17 protein-coding genes are annotated in these 19265 nt (G+C 70.1%); 9 read left to right on the plus strand and 8 right to left on the minus strand.

Going from position 1 to position 19265, the window contains the following annotated elements; all coding sequences use genetic code 11:
* The first annotated feature begins 46 nt into the window (after positions 1-46).
* Positions 47-457 carry an NUDIX hydrolase gene (locus ACZ7OI_RS15170; RefSeq protein ID WP_470264787.1) on the plus strand — a complete coding sequence of 137 codons (411 nt, stop codon included), beginning with the start codon at positions 47-49 and terminating at the stop codon, positions 455-457.
* Between the two features lie 28 nt (positions 458-485).
* Here ACZ7OI_RS15170 and ACZ7OI_RS15175 read toward each other — a convergent pair whose 3' ends face one another.
* Genes ACZ7OI_RS15175 through ACZ7OI_RS15185 form a run of 3 tightly spaced genes read right to left on the minus strand, consistent with a single transcriptional unit; the run spans position 486 to position 5488 of the window.
* Positions 486-2069: a hydantoinase B/oxoprolinase family protein gene (locus ACZ7OI_RS15175; RefSeq protein ID WP_470264788.1), complete on the minus strand. Its 1584-nt coding sequence runs from the start codon at positions 2067-2069 to the stop codon at positions 486-488.
* On the minus strand, positions 2066-4123 hold the full coding sequence (locus ACZ7OI_RS15180; protein ID WP_470264789.1) for a hydantoinase/oxoprolinase family protein: 2058 nt from the start codon (positions 4121-4123) through the stop codon (positions 2066-2068). Before ACZ7OI_RS15180 ends, ACZ7OI_RS15175 begins: the two co-directional genes overlap by 4 nt.
* Before the next feature lie 27 nt (positions 4124-4150).
* Complete coding sequence (locus ACZ7OI_RS15185; protein ID WP_470264790.1) at positions 4151-5488, minus strand: MFS transporter; 1338 nt, start codon at positions 5486-5488, stop codon at positions 4151-4153.
* A gap of 137 nt (positions 5489-5625) precedes the next feature.
* On the opposite strand from ACZ7OI_RS15185, the gene ACZ7OI_RS15190 reads away from it, so the two are divergent.
* Positions 5626-6651: a LacI family DNA-binding transcriptional regulator gene (locus tag ACZ7OI_RS15190; protein WP_470264791.1), complete on the plus strand. Its 1026-nt coding sequence runs from the start codon at positions 5626-5628 to the stop codon at positions 6649-6651.
* A 9-nt stretch (positions 6652-6660) separates the two neighbouring features.
* On the opposite strand, the gene ACZ7OI_RS15195 is transcribed toward ACZ7OI_RS15190, so the two are convergent.
* On the minus strand, positions 6661-8175 hold the full coding sequence (locus tag ACZ7OI_RS15195) for a PucR family transcriptional regulator (RefSeq protein ID WP_470264792.1): 1515 nt from the start codon (positions 8173-8175) through the stop codon (positions 6661-6663).
* 81 nt (positions 8176-8256) lie between these two features.
* Between ACZ7OI_RS15195 and ACZ7OI_RS15200 the strand changes: the two genes are divergently transcribed.
* Complete coding sequence (locus ACZ7OI_RS15200; RefSeq protein ID WP_470264793.1) at positions 8257-9552, plus strand: MFS transporter; 1296 nt, start codon at positions 8257-8259, stop codon at positions 9550-9552.
* The gene (locus tag ACZ7OI_RS15205) at positions 9545-11149 is read left to right on the plus strand and encodes an amidohydrolase (protein WP_470264794.1); all 1605 of its coding nucleotides are present in this window, start codon (positions 9545-9547) and stop codon (positions 11147-11149) included. The genes ACZ7OI_RS15200 and ACZ7OI_RS15205 overlap by 8 nt, the downstream gene beginning before the upstream one ends.
* Before the next feature lie 45 nt (positions 11150-11194).
* On the opposite strand, the gene ACZ7OI_RS15210 is transcribed toward ACZ7OI_RS15205, so the two are convergent.
* From ACZ7OI_RS15210 to ACZ7OI_RS15225, 4 genes are all read right to left on the minus strand, one after another.
* Positions 11195-11521 carry a putative quinol monooxygenase gene (locus ACZ7OI_RS15210; protein ID WP_470264795.1) on the minus strand — a complete coding sequence of 109 codons (327 nt, stop codon included), beginning with the start codon at positions 11519-11521 and terminating at the stop codon, positions 11195-11197.
* A gap of 17 nt (positions 11522-11538) precedes the next feature.
* Positions 11539-12057: an MATE family efflux transporter gene (locus ACZ7OI_RS15215; RefSeq protein ID WP_470264796.1), complete on the minus strand. Its 519-nt coding sequence runs from the start codon at positions 12055-12057 to the stop codon at positions 11539-11541.
* Positions 12054-13388, minus strand: coding sequence for an FtsX-like permease family protein (locus tag ACZ7OI_RS15220; protein ID WP_470264797.1), 1335 nt, complete (start codon positions 13386-13388; stop codon positions 12054-12056). The genes ACZ7OI_RS15215 and ACZ7OI_RS15220 overlap by 4 nt, the downstream gene beginning before the upstream one ends.
* 100 nt (positions 13389-13488) lie before the next feature.
* Positions 13489-14250, minus strand: a complete 762-nt coding sequence (locus tag ACZ7OI_RS15225) for an ABC transporter ATP-binding protein (RefSeq protein WP_470264798.1) — start codon at positions 14248-14250, stop codon at positions 13489-13491.
* A 66-nt stretch (positions 14251-14316) separates the two neighbouring features.
* Here ACZ7OI_RS15225 and ACZ7OI_RS15230 point away from each other — a divergent pair, with 66 nt between their 5' ends.
* The 5 genes from ACZ7OI_RS15230 to ACZ7OI_RS15250 all read left to right on the plus strand — a co-directional run bounded on the left by ACZ7OI_RS15230 (position 14317) and on the right by ACZ7OI_RS15250 (position 19227).
* Positions 14317-14868: a TetR/AcrR family transcriptional regulator gene (locus ACZ7OI_RS15230; protein WP_470264799.1), complete on the plus strand. Its 552-nt coding sequence runs from the start codon at positions 14317-14319 to the stop codon at positions 14866-14868.
* Positions 14869-15101: 233 nt separating this feature from the next.
* A complete protein-coding gene (locus ACZ7OI_RS15235; protein ID WP_470264800.1) occupies positions 15102-16127 on the plus strand; it encodes a LacI family DNA-binding transcriptional regulator in 1026 nt (341 codons plus the stop codon).
* Positions 16124-17074 (plus strand): carbohydrate ABC transporter permease, encoded by a 951-nt coding sequence (locus ACZ7OI_RS15240; protein ID WP_470264801.1) that lies wholly within the window; start codon positions 16124-16126, stop codon positions 17072-17074. Before ACZ7OI_RS15235 ends, ACZ7OI_RS15240 begins: the two co-directional genes overlap by 4 nt.
* Positions 17075-17077: 3 nt before the next feature.
* Positions 17078-17905, plus strand: coding sequence for a carbohydrate ABC transporter permease (locus ACZ7OI_RS15245; protein ID WP_470264802.1), 828 nt, complete (start codon positions 17078-17080; stop codon positions 17903-17905).
* Between the two features lie 38 nt (positions 17906-17943).
* On the plus strand, positions 17944-19227 hold the full coding sequence (locus ACZ7OI_RS15250) for an ABC transporter substrate-binding protein (RefSeq protein ID WP_470264803.1): 1284 nt from the start codon (positions 17944-17946) through the stop codon (positions 19225-19227).
* Positions 19228-19265 lie beyond the last annotated feature (38 nt).

Raw genomic sequence — 19265 nt, forward strand, 5'->3', positions numbered from 1 at the left:
GCCAGCTACCTTCATCTGAGGAACGCCCCGCAGGAAAGGAACCCCGTTGACCGTCATCGACAAGATCGCCTGGATCACGCTCGACGCGGGCCGGGTTCTCAGCACCCGCTCCCGGGGCAAGGATGCCTATTACCTCCCCGGCGGCAAACGCGAACCCGGCGAGACCGATCTCCAGACTCTCGTCCGCGAGATCGACGAGGAACTCGCGGTCGCGATCGCGCCCGAGAGTGCCCGGCATTTCGGCACTTTCCAGGCTCAAGCCCACGGACACGCCGCGGGCGTCGCCGTCCGGATGACCTGCTACACCGCCGACTACCGCGGAACCCTCGCCCCCAGCAGCGAGATCGCGGAGATCGTCTGGCTGACCTATGCCGACCGGGGCCGGGTCTCCCCGGTCGACCAGGTCATTTTCGACCACCTGCGCGAAATCGGGCTGCTGGCCCAAGCTCCACAGTAGACACTCTGTCCGCAGAGTCCAGCTTCCGTTACGCCCCAGCGGGCGTCCCGTAACCCCCTCCCCCGCCAGACTCGCACCGCAGCACATCCCCTCGCCGCACCCGGAGGCTGTTCACCTTCAACATCTCCCGCGCCTCCGGCGTGCCAGGGTTCAACACCACCCGCGGCGGCGCCCCCGACGAGCCACCGAAAAGCCCCCAAGCGGGCGTCACCGACCGTTCCCACCACAGCGACAGATCCTGGTCCGCCTCCATCACGTACTCCCGGACCACGCCGTCTCCCCCGCGCCACCGGCCCGCACCGCCCGAACCCGTGCGGATGCGGTATTCGTTCACCCGCACCGGATACAGCGTCTCGACGACCTCCACCGGCAGGTCCCGCAGCGACCCGTTGACGTTGTTGATCAGCGCCGTCTCCCCGTCGCCGCCTTCCCAGGCGCCCCAGCCGCCGACGGTCGCCTCCAAGGTCACGAACGGCTCCCCCGTCCGCGGATGGTCACCGGCGAACTGCACGATCATCGAATCGCCGTAGCTGGCCGCGGCGACGCGGTCCGGCATCGCGGGCGCGAGGGCGGCCACGACGAGGTCGATCAACATGCCGAGGCTGGAGTAGTAGTACTGGCACGCGGCGGGCTCCCGCGCGCCGAGCATCGAGCCGTCGCGGACCTGCACGTCCAGCGGCGCGAACGAACCTCCGTTGAGGCTCACCTGCGGCGAGATCAGCAGCTTGTACCCCACCCGCGCGGCCGAAATCGCTTGGGAGCGGCCGCAATTCACCGGGCCGGTGGCCTGGTCGGCACAGTCGGTGAGGTCGATCGTCATCGACTCGCCTTCGACGACCACCCGCACGCGCACCTTCAGCGGCGTGTCCGGGTCGATCGCGTCGTTGTCCAGGTATCCGGTCGCCTCGTACTCGCCGTCGGGGATCGCCGCGATGCGTTCGCGTTCGAGCCGTTCGGTCTGGGCGAAGATCTGCTCGCGCGCGGCGTCGACGGTTTCCGCGCCGTAGCGGGCGAACAGCTCCCCGAGGCGCCGCACGCCCATCCGGGCACAGGCGATCTGCGCGCGCATGTCGCCGAGGGTCACGTACGGGAACCGCACGTTCGTCTCGATCAGCCGCAGAATATCCAAGCACTCGACACCACCGGCGACGATCCGCGTCGGACCCATCCGGAGGCCCTCCTGGTAGATGTTCGTGGAATCCATCGAACCGCCGGGATCCTTGGAACCCATGTCGATCCAGTGCGCGCGCGAAGCCGCGAAGCCGACCAGTTCGTCTCCGACGAAAATCGGCGCGTACACCGTGCAGTCGTTGAGGTGGGTGCCGCCGATGTAGGAATCGTTGAGCACCCAGACGTCGCCGGGCTGCCAGACGTCGGCGCCGAACAGGTCCTCGGTGTGGCTCGTGCAGATTTCCAGGTTTCCCAGGAAAATCGGCAGCCCCGACGACTGGCCGAGGACGCGGTGGTTCCGGTCCAGCAGCGCGACGGCGCAGTCTTTGCCCTCGTAGATCGTCGGCGTGTAGGACGACCGGATCAGGGTCATGTTCATGTCCTCGGCCGCCTGGATCAGCGCCGAGCGGATGATTTCGGTGGTGACGGGGCTGATGCTCACGCGTGCTCCTCCTGCAGGTGATCGGCGGCCGCGAGGGTGACGACCAGGAAACCGTGGTCGTCGACGGCGAGTTCGGCGTCCGGCGGGACGACCGTGGTGGCGGTTTCCTCGTGCACGATCGCCGGTCCGGACAACCGGCTGCCGGGGGCGAGCGAGGCGCGCGCCACGATCGTGGTCGGCACAGGCTGCCCAGCGAAAACGACATCGCGAACAACAGGCTCGGGTCGTTCGACGATCGCCTCGGCAGACGCTGCGGCGCGGTCGACGACGCCGTGGCCGGTGGTGCGGAGCGCGACGAACTGCACCGGCGCGCCGGGAGTGGCGTGGCCGTAGCGCTGATGGTGGATCTCGGCGAAACGCGCCTCGACGGCGGGCAGGAACTCCGGGCTGTCGACCGGATCGTCGTCCAGGATCGGCACGGTCAGGGTGTAGTCCTGGCTCTCGTACCGCATGTCGACGCCGTGCGTCACCGACTGGCGGTCCTCGGGGATTCCCTGTTCCCGCAACGCTTCCAGCGCCTGATCGCGCAGCGAGTCGAGCGACGTGCGCAGGGCGCGGGTGTCGAGTTCGGCTCCGTTGGCGAAGAACTGCATGGTGAAGTCCCGCCGGACGTCGGCTTCGAGCATGCCCCACGCCGAGAACGCGCCGGGGAATCGCGGCACGATCACCTCGGTGATGCCGATTTCCCGCGCGATGAACGCCGCGTGCATCGGTCCCGCGCCGCCGAACGCGAGCAGTGCGAATTGGCCCGGTTCACGGCCGTGCTCGACGGTCAGGGTGCGGATCGCCTGCGCCATCTTGGCGTTGCCGACGTCGCAGATGCCGGACGCCAGCTCGACCGGGTCCATGCTGAGCTGCTGCGCCAGTGTCGAGACAGCCGTCTGCGCGGCGTCGAGGTCGAGCGGCATGCCGCCGCCGGCGAAGGATTCGGGATCGACGCGGCCGAGCACGCAGTTCGCGTCGGTGACCGTCGCCTGCGTACCGCCGCGGCCGTAGCACGCCGGGCCGGGCACCGCGCCTGCCGATTCGGGGCCGACGCGCAGCGCGTCGCCCTCGGCGTAGGCGAGCGAACCGCCGCCCGCGCCGACCGTGTGCAGGTTGACCAGCGGCATCAGCAGCGGGAATCCCTCCGCCTCGCCGTCCGGCGAAACGTCGGCGGCGTAGTCCATCACCAGCGAGACGTCGAACGAGGTCCCGCCCATGTCCACGCAGATCAGATCGGGACGGCCGAGCAGCTTCGCCGCCGCGACGCCGCCCATCGTGCCGCCGACCGGTCCGGACAGCAGCGTCTGCAACGGATGCCGCCGCGCGAACCCGGCGTTGACCAGTCCGCCGGAAGATTGCATGACGTGCACCGGGACGTGCAGGCCCTTCTCCGTGAACCGCGCCTCGATGCGGTCGAGGTAACGGTGCACCGACGGGCCGGTGTAGGCCTCGAGCACCGCGGTCGACGTCCGCTCGTACTCCCGCCATTCCGGCGCGACCTCGTGGGAGAGCACGACCAGCGCGTCGTCGCCGAGTTCGTCGCGCAGGAGCTCGCCGGCGCGGCGTTCGTGCCCGGAATCCAGGTACGAGAACAGGAAACACACCGCGACGGCCTCGAAACCCTCTTCGCGCACGCGTTTCGCGACGAGCCGCACCGCGTCCTCGTCGAGGGGTTCGAGTTCCGCGCCGGTGGCGTCGAGACGTCCGGCCACCTCCGCGACGGCTTCCGGCCCGACGAGCGGCTCGGGCTTGCGGTAGTGCAGGTCGAACAGCCGGTTCCGGTTGCCGCGCGCGATCCGGTAGACGTCGCCGATCCCCCGCGTGGTCAGGATCAGGACCTTCGCGCCGCGCCGTTCGAGCAGCGCGTTCAGGCCTTGCGTGGTGCCGTGCACGAAGAACTCGATCTCCGCGAACGGCAGGTCGAATCCTTCGAGCGCGCCGAAAACGCCGCGCGCGAGGTCGTCGGGGGTGGTGAGCACCTTGCCCGCGCGCAGCCGCTGCGTCGCGCCGTCGTGGACGACCACGTCGGTGAAGGTGCCGCCGATGTCCATGGCGACCCGGTAGGTCATGGGAACTCCTTGTCGGATAACGGAAAATCAGGTGAGCGCGCGACCCTCGGTCTCGGGCAGCGGAAGGACGGCGAGAAGCGCGACGACGAGGAAGGCCACGATCGACGCGACGGTCAGCGAGGATGCCACGCCGTGGTCCATCATCGCGCCGATCACCGGCACCGAAACGGTGTTGGCCAGCAGGATCGCCGAGGTGGACCAGGAATAGCCGACGCCGCGCAGCCCGGTCGGCAGCACCTCGGCCGACCAGGTGTTCCAGATGCCCCAGGCGCCGAGCGAGAAGAACGCGAGGATCAGGTTGCCCGCGTACAGCTGCGCCGAACCGGTGGCGAGGCCGAACAGCACGCCGCCGATAGCCGAGGCGAGCGCGAACAGCAGGAAGATCCGCTTGCGCCCGTGGCGGCGGGTCAGCCACGCGGCGAGCAGGTAGCCGGGGACGGACACGACCTGGGTCACCGCGACGAACCACAGCGCGCCGGACACGCTCAGCCCGCGGTTCTGCAGCAGGACGGGCAGCCACGTCTGCAAACCCCAATAGCCCCAGCTGAACGTGAACGACGTGAGCAGCAACGGCAGGAACCGCCGCCGCACCGGAGACCGGAACAGGTTCCGCACCGCACCGGCCTCGCGGTCGGCGTCCTCGACGGAAAACCTTGTGTCAGCCGGAATTTCCGCGCCGAGGCCACGCAGCACGGTCGCGGCTTCCGCGTGCCGGCCGCGCCGGGCGAGCCAGTACGGCGATTCGGGCACCCAGCGCAGCACGGCGAACGCCCACAGCCCGGCCAGCGCGGCGACCACGGCGACGGCGCGCCAGCTGATCATGCCCAGCGACTGGCTCACGCCGATGCACAGCAGCGTGCCGATCGGAAATCCGATGCTGAGCGCGACCGCGCCTTGGCCGCGCCGGGCGGTGGGCAGCAGTTCGAGGAAGTACGGGAACGTGACCGCGTAGACCCCGCCGAACGCGACGCCGGACAGGAACCGCAGCACGACGAACGGCCAGAACGCCGGCGAAAGCCCGGCGGCCAGCGCGAGCACCGCGTAGATCAGGAGGCTCGCGACTGTCACGCGGCGGCGGCCGAGCCGGTCGATCAGCCCGCCCCACAGCAGCGCGCCGGGCACCATGCCGAACGCGACCGCCGACAACGCCCAGCCGAGTTTCGTGTTGTCCACCCCGAACTCGCCCGCGATCCCGTTCGAGACGTAGACGAGCCCGACCTGTTCCCATGCCTCGACGACGAACGCGAAGAACAGCACCGAACCGGCCAGCCAATGCCGTCTGGTCAGCCGCATCCCGGTGCAGACGTCGCCGACCGTGGGCGCGGCGGCGGAGGTGGGCGGGGCGGGCTCGTGCGGGGCGGCCATGGCGCCTCCTATCATCATCAAAACGTTTTGATGAGCTTTCGCGGCATCAAACCCGCGCGCCGGTGCGGTGTCAAGACCTTCTCCGCCGGCCGGTGGGCGATACTGGGCCGTCCGGAGGCAGGGCGAAGGGAACGACGGTGGACACGGCGAGCGGCAGACGGCCGGTGACGATCCGGGAGGTCGCCGAGCGCGCCGGGGTCTCGATCAGCACGGTTTCGCACGCGCTTTCCGGACGCAGGCCCATTTCGGCGGCGACGAAGGCGCGGGTGCGCGAGGCCGCCGCGGAGCTGGGCTACGACCCGAACCCCAACGCCCGGTCGCTGCGCACCGGCCGGTCCGGGCTCGTCGGGCTCATCCTGCGGCCGCGCTACGCGGTGGCCGGCACGCCCGACCGCGCCGAGACGTTCAACCGGCTCGTCGGGTCGATCGCGACCGAGATGCTGCGGCACAAGACCGGCCTGATCCACGTGCCCGACCTGCACGACCCGGCGGTCGCGAGCGTCCCGATGGACGGCTGCATCGTGGCCCACCCCTACGGCGGCGACACCGCGCTGGCCGAACTGCTCGGCCGGGGCCTTCCCGTGGTGACCGTCGAGGAGGACCCGGAACAGCCGGACCTGCCGTGGGCAGTGCGGCTGGACTATCCGCCGGTGGTCGAGGCGCTGCTGGACCATCTCTACGACCAGGGCGCGCGCGACGTGCTTCTGCTGTCCGGCACCGAGGACAACGCCTGGAACCGGCGTCCGCGCGAAACCTATCTGGCGTGGTGCGAACGACGCGCGCTTTCGCCGCGGACCGCCTTGCTCAGCGAAGGCTTGACCCCGCGCGACGTGCCCGAACTGGTGCAGCCGCTGCTGTCCGGCCCGGACCGGCCGGACGCGATCGTCGTCGCGACAAGCGATTTCGCCCCGCTGATCGCCGAAGCCGCCGCGGCGCAAGGCCTGCGGATTCCGGACGATCTGCTGCTCGCCGCCCTGACCGACAGCGAACACGCCCGCACGAGCACCCCGCCGATCACCGCGATGGACCTGACCCACGAAGCGCTTGCCGAGCAGGCGGTGGAGCTGATGCTGGCGCGACTGTCCGGGGCCGAAACGCCCGAGGGGCCGGTGTTTCTGGCTCCGGAACTGCGGTTGCGGGAGTCGACTCAGCGGGGAAGGTAGCGCGCCCGGTCAGAGATCTTCCGCGGACAACGCCAGCCACAGCTCCAGCCGATCCCGCGGCCGGTCAAGCCTGCGCCGCGCCACCCGTTCCGCGGTCCGCAACCGGCTCCGCACCGTGTTCCGGTGCACGCCCAGCTCCCGCGCGGCGGTTTCGAGGTTGCCGTCCGCGTCGAGGTAGCACCTCAGCGTCGGCACCAGTCCGCCGCCGGTGCGGCGGTCGTGTTCGCGCAACGGCCCGAGCACCGCGGCGGTGAACGGGGCCAGCGCCGCCGGGCGCAACGCCTCGCGAAGCAATCCCCACGACGACGCTTGTTCAGCGTCCACATAGGACGAATCGGCGGGCACGACGTCGGCGGCCCGGCGGATCGCGGCCGGGATCCCGGCGACATCCGGCGCGACGGCCGCGCCGCAGCCGACGGGGACGCCGGCCAGTTCCGCGGCCCTGGCCCGGATCCGCGCGCCCAAGCCGGCCGCCGCGGGCAGCACCGCCGCGAGACCGCCCGGGCGCGGGGTCAGCAAGAGCCGGTCCTGGTCGGTTTTCCCGGCCACGTCGGCGATCGCGTCGAGCACCGCGGCGAGCGGATCGTCGACGGCCATCGCGAAAACCGCGACCTCCAGCGGCGGCTCCGGCATCAGCGACTCGTCCGGTTCCGCGACCGAGGCCAGCAAGCGCGCCCGCTGTTCGTGCAAGGTGCGGCGGAGTGCGCGGATGCCGAGCAAAGTCATGCCCAGCAGCACCGCCGCGTGACTGGCCAGCAGGCGCTGATGCGCCGGATCGCCCGCCGGGCAGTCGAGCGCGAGCCAGCCGCGCGGATGTCCGGACAGCCCGATGCTGTGCACGACCAGGTACCGGCCCTCGTGTTCTTCCGCGCCCGCCGCCTGCCCCGGCCCGGCCATCCCGGCGACCAGGTCGCGCGCCCGGCCGTGCCAGGAGCGCTCCCCCGCCGGATGCGCCGCGCGCGGCCGGCCCTCGACGTCCAGCAGCAGTGCCTCGCCGTCGACGCCCTTCGCCAGCTCGGCCAGGATCCCGCGGTCGCCGGAGCGCAGCGCCGCCCGCGCGATCGCTTCCTGCACCGCGATCGCGTGCCGTTCCGCGCGCAGCGCCGCCTCCGCGTGCCAGCGCGCGACGGCTTGGCTGACCGCGATGAACGGCGTCGTCCCCAGCACGCCCACCACCGGCAAGCCGCACGCCTCGGCTTCTTCGAGCACCTCCGGCGGCAACGCGTCGAGCACCTCCGCGGCGAACCCCAGCCCGGCCGCGCCCGCCTCGGCCAGTCGCCGCACGTACGCCCGCCGTCCCGGTTCGTCCGCGGGCAGCCCGAGCCCGATCGTCAGCACCAGCTCGCCGCCGCGCAGCCACGGGACCGGATCGGCGACCTCGATCGCGTGCGCCCAGGACACTTCCCGGCCCAGTCCGGCCCGTCCGGCGAGCAAGCCCAGCTCAAGCCCTTCGAACCGGAGCACGCCGGCCACGGTCAGCACAGCCGCCTCCCAGTGCGGTTCGCACAAAACGATCTTCGGCAAAGGACACATCGTACAGCGGGTTCCGGCCCGTCCCGCGGTTAGCGTTGCCCGAACCGATCCCCCGGAGCAGTGGGAGCCCCCATGACCGCATCCGTCTCGAGCGCCCGCCGCGCGGCTGCCGCGGCGTTCGTCGGCACCACCATCGAGTGGTACGACTTCTACGCCTATTCGACCGCCGCGAGCCTCGTGTTCGGGAAGCTGTTCTTCCCCGAAGGCACCAGCCCGCTGGTCGGGCTCATGGCCTCGTTCGCGACCTACGCGGTCGGCTTCCTCGCCCGTCCGCTCGGCGGCATCGTGTTCGGGCATTTCGGCGACCGGGCCGGGCGCAAGGCCGCGCTCGTCACGACGTTGCTCATCATGGGGATCGCGACGTTCGCCACCGGCCTGCTGCCCACCTACGCCACCGCCGGGGTGCTCGCGCCGCTGCTGCTCGTCGTGCTTCGGTTCGCCCAAGGGCTCGCGGTCGGCGGCGAATGGGGCGGCGCGGTCCTGATGGCCGTGGAGCACGCGCCTGCCGGGCGCAAGACGTTCTACGGTTCGTTCGCGCAGCTCGGGAACCCGGCTGGGGCGCTGCTCGCCTCCGGGCTGTTCGGCCTGCTCGCCGGCCAGGGCGACGGGGCGCTCGCCGCGGGCGGCTGGCGGGTGCCGTTCCTGCTGTCGGCGGTGCTCGTGATCGTCGGGCTGGTGATCCGGTTGAAGGTCGAGGAATCGCCGGTGTTCAAACAGACCGAACCGGTGGCCGAACTCCCGGTGCGGCTCGCGCTGCGCACGTCGTGGCGGCAGATCCTGCGCGGGATCGGCGCGCTGCCGGTGGCCGTCGGCGGCTACTACATCGTCACCACCTTCCTGCTCGGCTACTCCACGACCGATCTGCACGTGAGCGAACAACTCGTGCTGACCGGGCTGAGCATCGCGTCCCTGGTGGAACTCGTCGCGACCGTCGGCGTGGCCTGGCTCGGCGACCGCGTCGGCGGACGGCGCGTGGTGATCGCCGGACTGCTCGGCGTCGCGGTGCTGGCCGCGCCGCAGTTCCTCGTGATGGGCAGCGGCAGCACCGGGCTGATTTTCCTGACGCTGTCGCTGATGCGGCTCGTCATGGCCGCCACCTACGGGCCGATCGCGGCGATCCTCGCGCAGATGTTCCCCGCCCGCGCCCGCTACACCAGCATCTCGCTGTCCTACCAGGTCGCCGGCGCCGTCTTCGGCGGATTCTCGCCGCTGGCCTGCACCGCGCTCGTCGCCGGATTCGGCGGCGTGGCGCCGGTGATCGTCCTGCTCGTCGTGATGTGCCTGGTCAGCATCGCCTGCCTGCGCGGTGCGCCGCAGCTGTCCGACGACGTCCCCCAGCCCCACCGAACGGAGACCGCCCGTGGCTGACGTCCTGATCCACCGCGCCCGCGTCCTGACCATGGACCCGGACCTCGCCGGAACCGACGCGGTGCTCGTCCGCGACGGCCGCGTCGCCGCACTCGGCGCGGCGGCGGTCGCGCAGGCTGCCCCGGAGGCCGAACGCGTGGACGCGCGCGGCGCGACGGTGCTGCCCGGCTTCGTGGACCCGCACAACCACCTGCTGTCGACCGCGGAATCCCTCGCCGCGGAGGACGCGAGCTACCCGGCAGTGTCCACTGTGGACGATCTGGTCGAGATGGTCGCCAAGGCCGCCGCGCGCACGCCGGCCGGACAGTGGATCCGCGCGTTCGGCATGGACGACGCGAAGTATCCGGAAGGCCGCCCGACCCGGCAGCGGCTCGACGAGGCGACGACCGAGCACCCGGTGATCGTCTACCACGTCTCCGGCCACCACGCCGTCGTCAACTCCGCCGCGCTGCGGTGGCGCGGCATCGGCGGCGACGTCGCCGACCCGGCGGGCGGCCAGTTCCTCCGCGACGCGGCCGGGCGGCTGACCGGGATGGTGCTCGACTCCGCGATGCAGCTGCTCTTGCCGGTCGCGGTCGAAATCGGCTGCCACGGCCCGAATTTCCACACCGACCTGCCGTTCGAACAGCTGTCGGGCTGGCTCGACGACGCGGGCAGGCACTACGTCGAAGCCGGGTTGACGACCATCGCCGACCCGCAGGTGTCGGCGCGCGAACTGCGCGTGTACCGGGCGGCCCGCGCGGCAGGCCGGCTTCCGGTGCGCACCGTCGCGATGCCGTTGTCGCACCAGCTCGACGCCCTCGCCGCGGTCGGCCTCGGCGATCCGTTCGGCGACGACTGGCTGAGCCTCGGCGCGATGAAGTTCTACTCCGACGGCACGCTCATCGGCGGCACCGCGGTGTTCAGCGAACCCTACGGCGAACACGGAGAGTTCACCGGCAGCCTCTACTGGCCAGCCGACGACCTCACCGCACTCGTCGAACGCGCCGCCCGCGCCGGGTGGCGGGTCGCCGTCCACACCCAGGGCGACCTGGCGATGGAGAACACCCTGCGCGCACTCGAAGCCGGCTCCCGCGCGTACGGCGACGACTTCCGCCCCCGCATCGAACACTGCGGCTACCCGACCCGCGAGCACGTCCGCCGGTTCACCGGGCTGGGCGTGATCCCGGTGAACCAGCCGAACTTCCTGCACGACAGCGGCGGAGATTTCCTGCGCCGCCTCGGCGACCGCGCACACCGGCTCCAGCCGGTCCGCGAGGAACTCGACGCGGGCCTGCGGCCGGCGCTGTCCAGCGATTCGTTCGTCTCGTCGTTCAAACCGCTGCACACGATCGCGAACGCGATGCTTCGACAGACCCGCGAAGGCGCCGACATCGGTGCGGAGCAGGCGATTTCGCTGCACGAGGCACTGCGCGCGCACACGCTCGACGCGGCGTACACGCTCGGCATGGAGGACCGGATCGGCTCGCTGACGCCGGGCAAACTGGGCGACGTCGTGGTGCTGGACGCCGACCTCGAACAGACCCGCCCGGAGAGCTTCGGCGACGTGCACGTGACGACCACGGTGCTCGACGGGCGGATCGTGCACCAGCGCTAACGCGAACGGCCGACCGCGACGACCCCGCGGCCGGCCTTTCTCGTGCTAGTCGACCGGCGTGACCTCGGCCATTTCCGACCAGGCCGCCCCGTCGAGGTTCTGGTAGTTGATCTCGGGCTTCTTCGCGACGACCGTCGACATGAACGGGAAGAACTCCTGCGCGTGCGCGGTCGCGACGTGCGCGTCCCCGGCGGCGCTGTCGGCGAAAACCTCGACCATCACGAATTCGTTCTCGTCGCCGCCGTTCTGGTAATAGTCGAACGACACATTGCCCGGTTCGCTCCGCACCTGCGCGGTGTAGCGCGCGATGCCTTCCAGCCATTCGGTTCGCTTCTCGGGGCGGATCTGTGCTTTGAGGACGATCAAAATCATGCGTCGAGTATCGCAGCTCAGGTCCCGCTCGGCACCGCGGAAAGCGCCGGTACGCCAGCGAGTTCCCGAGAGAACTTGCGCAGCAGCAGCACCGCCGTCGCGCCGAACCCGACGCACAGCCCGAGCCAGATGCCCGGCCCGCGGAGATCCAGTGCGAAACCGCACAACACCATCACCGGGGTTCCGATCAGCCAGTAGCCGAGCAGCGTCGCGCGAAAGCCGCTTTTGGTGTTGCCGAGACCGCGAAGTAAGCCGACGCAGACGTTCTGCGTTCCCTTGACATATTGCTGCGCGATCCCGAAGAACAGCAGGGTGCGCGCCAGCGCCAGCACTTCCGGCGGCGGGTTCTTCTCGAGGAACAGGCCCAGCACCCAGCCCGGCGCGGCGAGATACAGCAGGCCTGCGGCGGTCATCGCGGTCGCCGTCTCCACCAGGAACGAAGCCCGCACGAGGTCGCGGATTTCGCGGCGTGCCCGATTGTCCGGCCGGTCGCCGCCGGTCCGGGATTCGCCGCGACCAGCGGCACCGGCATTCACGCCCGGCGACCGCCGACCGCCGCGGAACGAATCACCCGCACCCCGGCCACATACGTCACCGCCAACGCCACCCCTCCCCCGAAAACCGCGCTCCCCGCGAACGGCCAGACCCCGAACGCAGCAGCCGGGCTCCCGGTCTTGACAATCGAAAACGGCAGGACGCACACCGCCGAACCCACCACCGCGACAACAATCGCCAGCAGCGTCGCGGCCGCGGTTTCGCGCAGCAGCACACCGCGAACCTGCCGAACGGTCGAGCCGATCAGCGACAGCGTCGCGAACTCCGTCCGGCGGTCGCCGATCGCGGCGACCAGGTTGTTGGTCAGCGCGATCGCCATGAACAGCGCGATCAGGACGACGACCAGGTAGTTGATCGACGCCAGCACGTCGGCCGTGCCGCCCGGGACGCTGTGCTGGTTTTCGATTCCCTGCATGGCCAACGTGCCCGCGGAGACGCCGACCAGCAGCGTCAGAAAGGTGACGATCGGGCGGGCACGCTCCGGCGCGGCGCGCAGATTCACCCCGGCCAGATGCGCCTCCGGGTTCTTCGCACCGCGCGAAAGGCGGCCGACGATCCGGTTGGCCGCGGCGATCAGTTCCGGAGCCAGGATGGCGAACCCGATCGAACACAGCACCACGGCCGGTCCGGTCATCCCCGTCGTCGCGATGCTGTCGGCGGGCAAGGCCAGCACGGCGCTCGCCGAGCCGAAACCCAGTGCCAGCAACACAATCGCGGCAATCCGGCGCGGACGCGCCGACCTGACCCGGCGTGGTCCGGACTCTTCTTCCACCGGATTGCGCCGAGCCGGGCCTCGGCTGCCGATCCACGCCGCGAGAACTCCGGCCAGCAGCACCACCGCGACGCCGGTCAGCGGAAGCACGATCCCGGGCGAGAAAGCCGTGCCCGGCGCGGCAAGCCCGGCCGAACGCACTCCGGTCAGCAGCAGGAACCCGAGCAGGTAGCCGAGCCCCAGGCCGGGCAGCGCCGCCACAGCGACGATCGCGAGGGTCTCCGTCGAGACCAGCACCCGGATTTGCCGTGGCGCCGCGCCGATCAGCCGCAACCCGCCGATCTCGCCGGATCGCCCGGCGAGCGTGACGCCGATCGTCGACACCATCGCGAACACGACGATCGCCACCACCCAGCCGCCCAGAATGAGCGGGAACTGGGTCAGGAATCCGCGATCGGCCGGCGCGGTGCTCCCGGACAGGCCGGTGCCGAGCAAGGCGGTCATCGCGACCACCAACGCCATCCCGACAAGCGCGACCAGGCCGGTGGCCAAGGCAGCGGCGCGGTGATGGCCGAACAACCGCAAGGCAAGTCTCACCATGTCACTTCCCCTTTCCCGCAAAGCAACAGCCGTCAACCGGCCGCAATGCGCAGTTCCCCATGTCACTTCCCCCCTCGGCCTTGCCGTCCGGCGCGCCAGCTCACCGGGCACCCACCGCATTCGCCGCCCGCTCAGCCGATTCGACAAGCATCGCCATCCGGTTCGCCACCGTCGCCGCCGTCGGCCGGGCCAGCTGATCCACCACCAGACCGTCCGCCAGGAACAACACTGCGTCGGCATAAGACGCAGCCACCGGATCGTGCGTCACCATCACGATCGTCTGACCGCGATCGGCCAAGGAACGCAGCAAGCCCAGCACCTCGCGGGCGCTGCGGATGTCCAGCGCGCCAGTCGGTTCGTCCGCGAAGACCACCTGCGGATCCGTCACCAGCGCCCGGGCCACGGCCACCCGCTGCTGCTGCCCGCCGGACAGCTGGCCCGGCCGGTGTCCCCCGCGCTGCGCCAGGCCGACCTGCGCCAGCAAGTCCGCAGTGCGCCGCGGGTCCGGGCTGCGGCCGTCCAATCGCAACGGCAGTTCGATGTTCTCCTCCGCGGTCAGCGCGGCCAGCAGGTTGAACTGCTGGAATACGAAGCCGATCCGCTGACGTCGCAGCTCGGCCAGGCGCGGCTCGTCCAAAGTAGACAGATCAGTGCCGTCCAGTTCGACGGTGCCTTCGGTCGGGGTGCGCAGACCCGCCGCGCAGTGAAGCAGCGTCGTCTTTCCTGAGCCCGACGGGCCCATGATCGCGGCGAAGGCGCCGCGCGGGACGTCCAGGTCCACGCCGCGCAGTGCGTCGACCGGGCCGCCCTCCCCTTCGAAGCGGCAGCGCAACCGTCTGGTGCGGATCGCGGGTGCAGTCATCTTCAAGTCCTCCCAGCGTTATGAACGATCGTTTAAAACGAACGTTTACATGATACGGTAGCACGCGTGGGACACCGCGAGAACCTGATCACCGCCGCCCGGGAATGCCTCCTCACAGCCGGTTACGCGCGCACGACGGTGCGCGACCTCGTCGCCGCCTCCGGGGCCAACCAGGCGTCGATCAACTACCACTTCGGCTCGAAGGAACAGTTGCTCACGCAGGCGCTGTCCGACCTCAACGCCGAGTGGGGCGAGATGCTGTTCGCCGTCCTCTCCGCCCCGGACGACGAGAAGGCCGGACCCGAGCAGCGCTGGGCGCGGATCATCGAGTCGATCCGCGAGCACCGCGAGCTGTGGTTCGTGAACTTCGAGAGCGTCAGCTACCTCCAGCACGACGAGAAAGTCCGGAAGATCAACGCCGAAGGCCAGCGACTGGCGCGCGTCGGACTCGCCCGCGCTTTCGGCGATCTGGGACCGGACGCCGATCCGAAGGACGTCCACGCGATCGGCGCGCATTACTACTCGCTGCTGGTCGGGACCGCGCTGCAGTGGCTGACCGATCCGGACAACGCTCCCTCGGCGGCGGACGTCGTCCGCGCCGACTGGCGCTCCCTCTAGACCGGCACCGAACCGGCACCGAACCGGCACTGAACCGGCACTGAACCGGCGCACGTCACGCTGACGTCACAGATCCCCGGCCCCCGCAGCCGTTCCGTTGACATGTCCGCCATCCGGGTGACATGATCCCGGCACCGCTTGGAAACGTTTCCAAACCATCCAGTCCGTAGCCTGGAAACGTTTCCAGCAGCGGTATCCGCACCGTTGCCCGCTGTGTCCGACTGGGAGGGACGATGACGTCAACCCGAGCCACGCTGATCCAGGTGGCCGAGCGCGCCGGCGTGTCGCTGGCTTCGACCTCGCGCGCGCTGCACGGGACCGGGGCGAGCAAGGCGATGGTCGAGCGCGTGCGGGCCGCCGCGGCGGAACTCGGGTACAGCGCGGACGCGATCGGGCGGTCGTTGCGGCTGAAGAAGACCTCGCAGATCGCGTTCGCGGTGGCGGACATCGGCAACCCGGTTTACGTCGAGATCATGCGCGGCATCCACGAAGTCCTCGCGCCGCACGGGTATCGGGTCGTGGTGATGTCCACGGGGGACACCGCGGCGTCGACCGCCGAGCTGATGCACAGCCTGCACGGCGGATTCGTCGACGGCATGATCGTCATCCCGCTGCGCACCGACGACGAGCTGATCGAGCAGATCGGCCGCGCCCCGGTGCCCGTCGTGGTGATCGGCCGGGCGATGAGCGACCGCGGGATCAGCTCCGTCTCCACGGATTCCGCCGCCGGGATCGGCGCGGCGGTGCAGCACGTGGTTTCGCTGGGCCGCCGCCGGATCGGCTTCCTCAACGGGCCGCTCGACACCACGCCGGGCTCCTCGCGGCAGCGCGGATTCGACGAAGCGGTGTCCGCAAAGGACTTCGCGGCCAAGACAGACGTCGAAGTCGCGGCCGATTTCACTGTCGCGGCGGGGATCGACGCCGCCCGGAAGCTGCTCGACCGTCCGCACCGGCCTGACGCCATCGTGGCGGCCAACGACCTGCTCGCCATCGGAGCCATCCGCGCCGCCCGCGAAATGGGGCTCAGCATCCCGCGCGACGTCGCCGTCACCGGCATGGACGACACCGAGCTCGGGCAGGTCTTCTTGCCTCGGCTGACCAGCGTGTCCCTCGGCTCGGCCGAACGCGGGCGCGCCGCCGCCCGGCTGATGCTCGGGCTGACCGACGACGCGGACGCCCCAGCGCAGCAGATCTCGGTGGGAACCGAGCTGTTCGTCCGGGAATCCACTATGGACCAGAACGTGGAGGACGCGGAATGACCACCGCGACGCAGCCGCGGGTCGCCCCCGCTCCCCCGCCGCGCCCCAAGAAGACCACGCAGGCCCGCACGCGCCGGCGCGAGGCGATCGCGCTGGTGATGCCGTCGCTGATCCCGATCCTGGTGCTGTCGGTGGCCCCGCTGGTCATCGGCATCGTGCTGGCCTTCACCGACACGCGGCTGGTGCGGCATCCGGACTTCGGCTTCGCCGGGGTCGACAACTTCGTCCGACTCGGCGGGAATTCGCTGTTCTGGGACTCGCTGCGGATCGGTCTGATTTGGACGGTCGGGGTGACCGTCCTGCAGCTGGCCGCGGCGATGGGCCTGGCACTGCTGCTCAACTCGGGCCTCAAACTCCAGGGCCTCACCCGGGTGCTCGCACTCATTCCCTGGGCAATGCCGCCGGTGGTCGTCGCGATTATGTGGCAAATGATTTACTCGGCCAACGGCGGACCGCTCAACGCCTTCCTCGGCAGCATCGGACTTCCGGACGGAATCAACTGGCTCGGCGATTTCAATACCGCATTGCCCGCGGTGATCGTGGTCGGCGTCTGGGTCGGCATGCCGCAGACCACCGTGACGCTTCTCGCTGGCCTGCAACAGATCCCCACAGAACTGCACGAAGCGGCAGCGGTGGACGGAGCCGGAGCATGGCGACGATTCACCGCGGTGACCTGGCCGAGCATGCGACCCATCGTCAGTTCTATTACTTCCCTCAATTTTATTTGGAATTTCAATTCCTTCTCGCTCGTCTACGTCCTCACCGCGGGCGGCCCGGGCGGCAAAACCATGGTCCCGGTGCTGTTCGTGTACCTCGAAGCGTTCAAGAACCGCGAGATCGGCTACGCCGCCGCGATGGGGCTGGTCCTCGTCATCGTGGTCGTCGCGCTGCTCGCGATCTACCTGCGGTCGCAGTTCCGCGGCGACCGCCCGGAAAGGGGGCGGTGATCCATGCGCTGGTCCGTGCGCCCCGCGCAGTACCTGGCTCTCGTGCTGTACCTGCTGTTCCTCGGTTTCCCGTTGCTGTGGCTGATTTCCGCGTCGGTGAAGTCGTCGGCGGAGCTGAACTCGCTGTCGGTCAACCTGGTCCCGAGCGAATGGCATTGGGACAACTACGGCGAAGCGCTCTCCCGGCAGGGCCTGCTGCATTCGGCGTTCAACAGCCTGCTGGTCGCGCTGGCCAGCACCGTTCTCGCGATCCTGATCTCGGTGCCCGCGGCCTACGTGCTGGCCCGGCTCAAGGGCAAGCTGCGCGTCGCGGGCGTCACCTGGATCCTGGTCAGCCAGGTGTTTCCGGTGGTGCTGGTGATCCTGCCGCTGTTCCTCGTGCTGCGGACGCTCAGGCTCGCCGACAGCCTCGTCGGGCTGACGCTCGTGCACACCACCTACATCCTCCCGTTCGCGCTGTGGATGCTGCAGGGCTACGTCGCCGCGATCCCGGTCGACCTGGAGGAGGCCGGGGCGATGGACGGCGCGACCCGGTTCACCGTGCTGCGCACCATCGTGTTCCCCCTGCTGGCCCCGGGCGTGGTCGCGACGGCGATGTTCAGCTTCGTGTCGTCGTGGAACGAGTTCTTCTTCGCGCTGGTGCTGCTGCAGTCGCCGGAGAACTACACGCTGCCGATCACGCTCACCATGTTCATCGGCGGCGAGGGCAAGGTCGCCCTCGGCCCGCTGGCCGCGGGCGCCGTGCTCGCGGCGATCCCGAGCATCGCCTTCTTCAGCCTCCTGCGGAAGAAACTCACCGGCGGCCTCATGGCCGGGGCGGTGAAGGGATGAGCCCCACCCCATCGGAAACACCCTCGAAAGGTCGGTCGATGAAGACACGACGCGCGGTCATCGCCGCCAGCCTCGCCCTCACCAGCCTGCTCGCCGCGGCGTGCGGCAGCGGCGGGGACAGCGGCAGCGGGGACGGCGGGCCGGTCACCCTCACCTTCCAGTCCCTGTCGGACCAGCCCGCCGCGATCGCCGCCACGAACAAGATCGTCGGGTCGTGGAACCAGGCGCATCCGGACACCCAGGTGAAGGTCGTCCAGGCCGGCTGGGACAGCGCTTACGACAAGCTGATCACCCAGTTCAACGCGGGCACCGCGCCGGACATCGTGCACTACGAGGCGGCTGGGATCGGGCCGTTCGCCGCCGACGGCTACCTTGCCGACCTCTCCTCTTACCTGTCCGAGCAGAAGCGCGCGGACATCCCGAAGGGGGTGCTCGACTCGGTGACCGTCGAGGGCAAGGTCGTCGCCTACCCGACCGAGCTTCAGTCCTATGTGGTCTTCGCGAACAAGAAGCTGCTGGAGCAGTCCGGCGCGCAGGTCCCGACCGGCGACACGATGACCTGGGACCAGCTGCGCCAGCTGGCCAAGACCGCCACGAAGGACGGCAAGTACGGCCTCGGCTGGGGACTGTCGAGCCCGACGGCGACGTTCGTGGCGATGGCCCCGGCGTTCGGCGGCAAGTACTTCGAGGGCACCGGCGACCAGGCGCAGATCAGCGTCGGCCAGGGCGAAATGGCGCTGCCGCAGCTGGTGCACGACATGAACGCCACCGACCACTCGATCCTGCCGGTGACGCTGACCCAGTCCGGCGGCAAGGCGCTGGCCCCGTTCTACGCGGGCCAGGTCGCGATGACCGTGCAGGGTTCGTACCAGGCGGCCAACATCGAGAAGGACGCGCCGAAGGACCTCGACTGGGTCGCGCTGCCCCCGATCGCCGGCCCGGCCGGACCGGCGCAGGCGGCGAACCCGCAGACGCTGTCGGTCAACAAGGACTCCAAGCACGTCGAGCAGGCCGCGAAGTTCCTGGACTACTTCACCAGCACCGAGAACCTGGCCGCGCTCAACGAGGCCGACACGCTGATCCCGGCGAGCAACTCCGCTCGCGAAGCGCTGGACAAGAAGCTCGGCGCCAAGAAGGGCTGGAGCACCATCCTGGCCTCGGGCAAGTACCTGACCTCGGCGCCGTATCTGTTCGCCGGCAAGTACGCGCAGTGGAAGGACACTGTCGCGACGCCTGCCTACCAGCGCTTCCTGGCGAACCAGATCGACGCGAACACGCTGGCGCAGCAGCTGAAGGACGGCTGGAAGAGCGTCGGCAAGTGACCGCCGCGCCGGGCCCGGGCACGCGTCCGGTCCCGGCG

It is taken from the genome of Amycolatopsis sp. NPDC114503 (genome assembly GCF_055633655.1).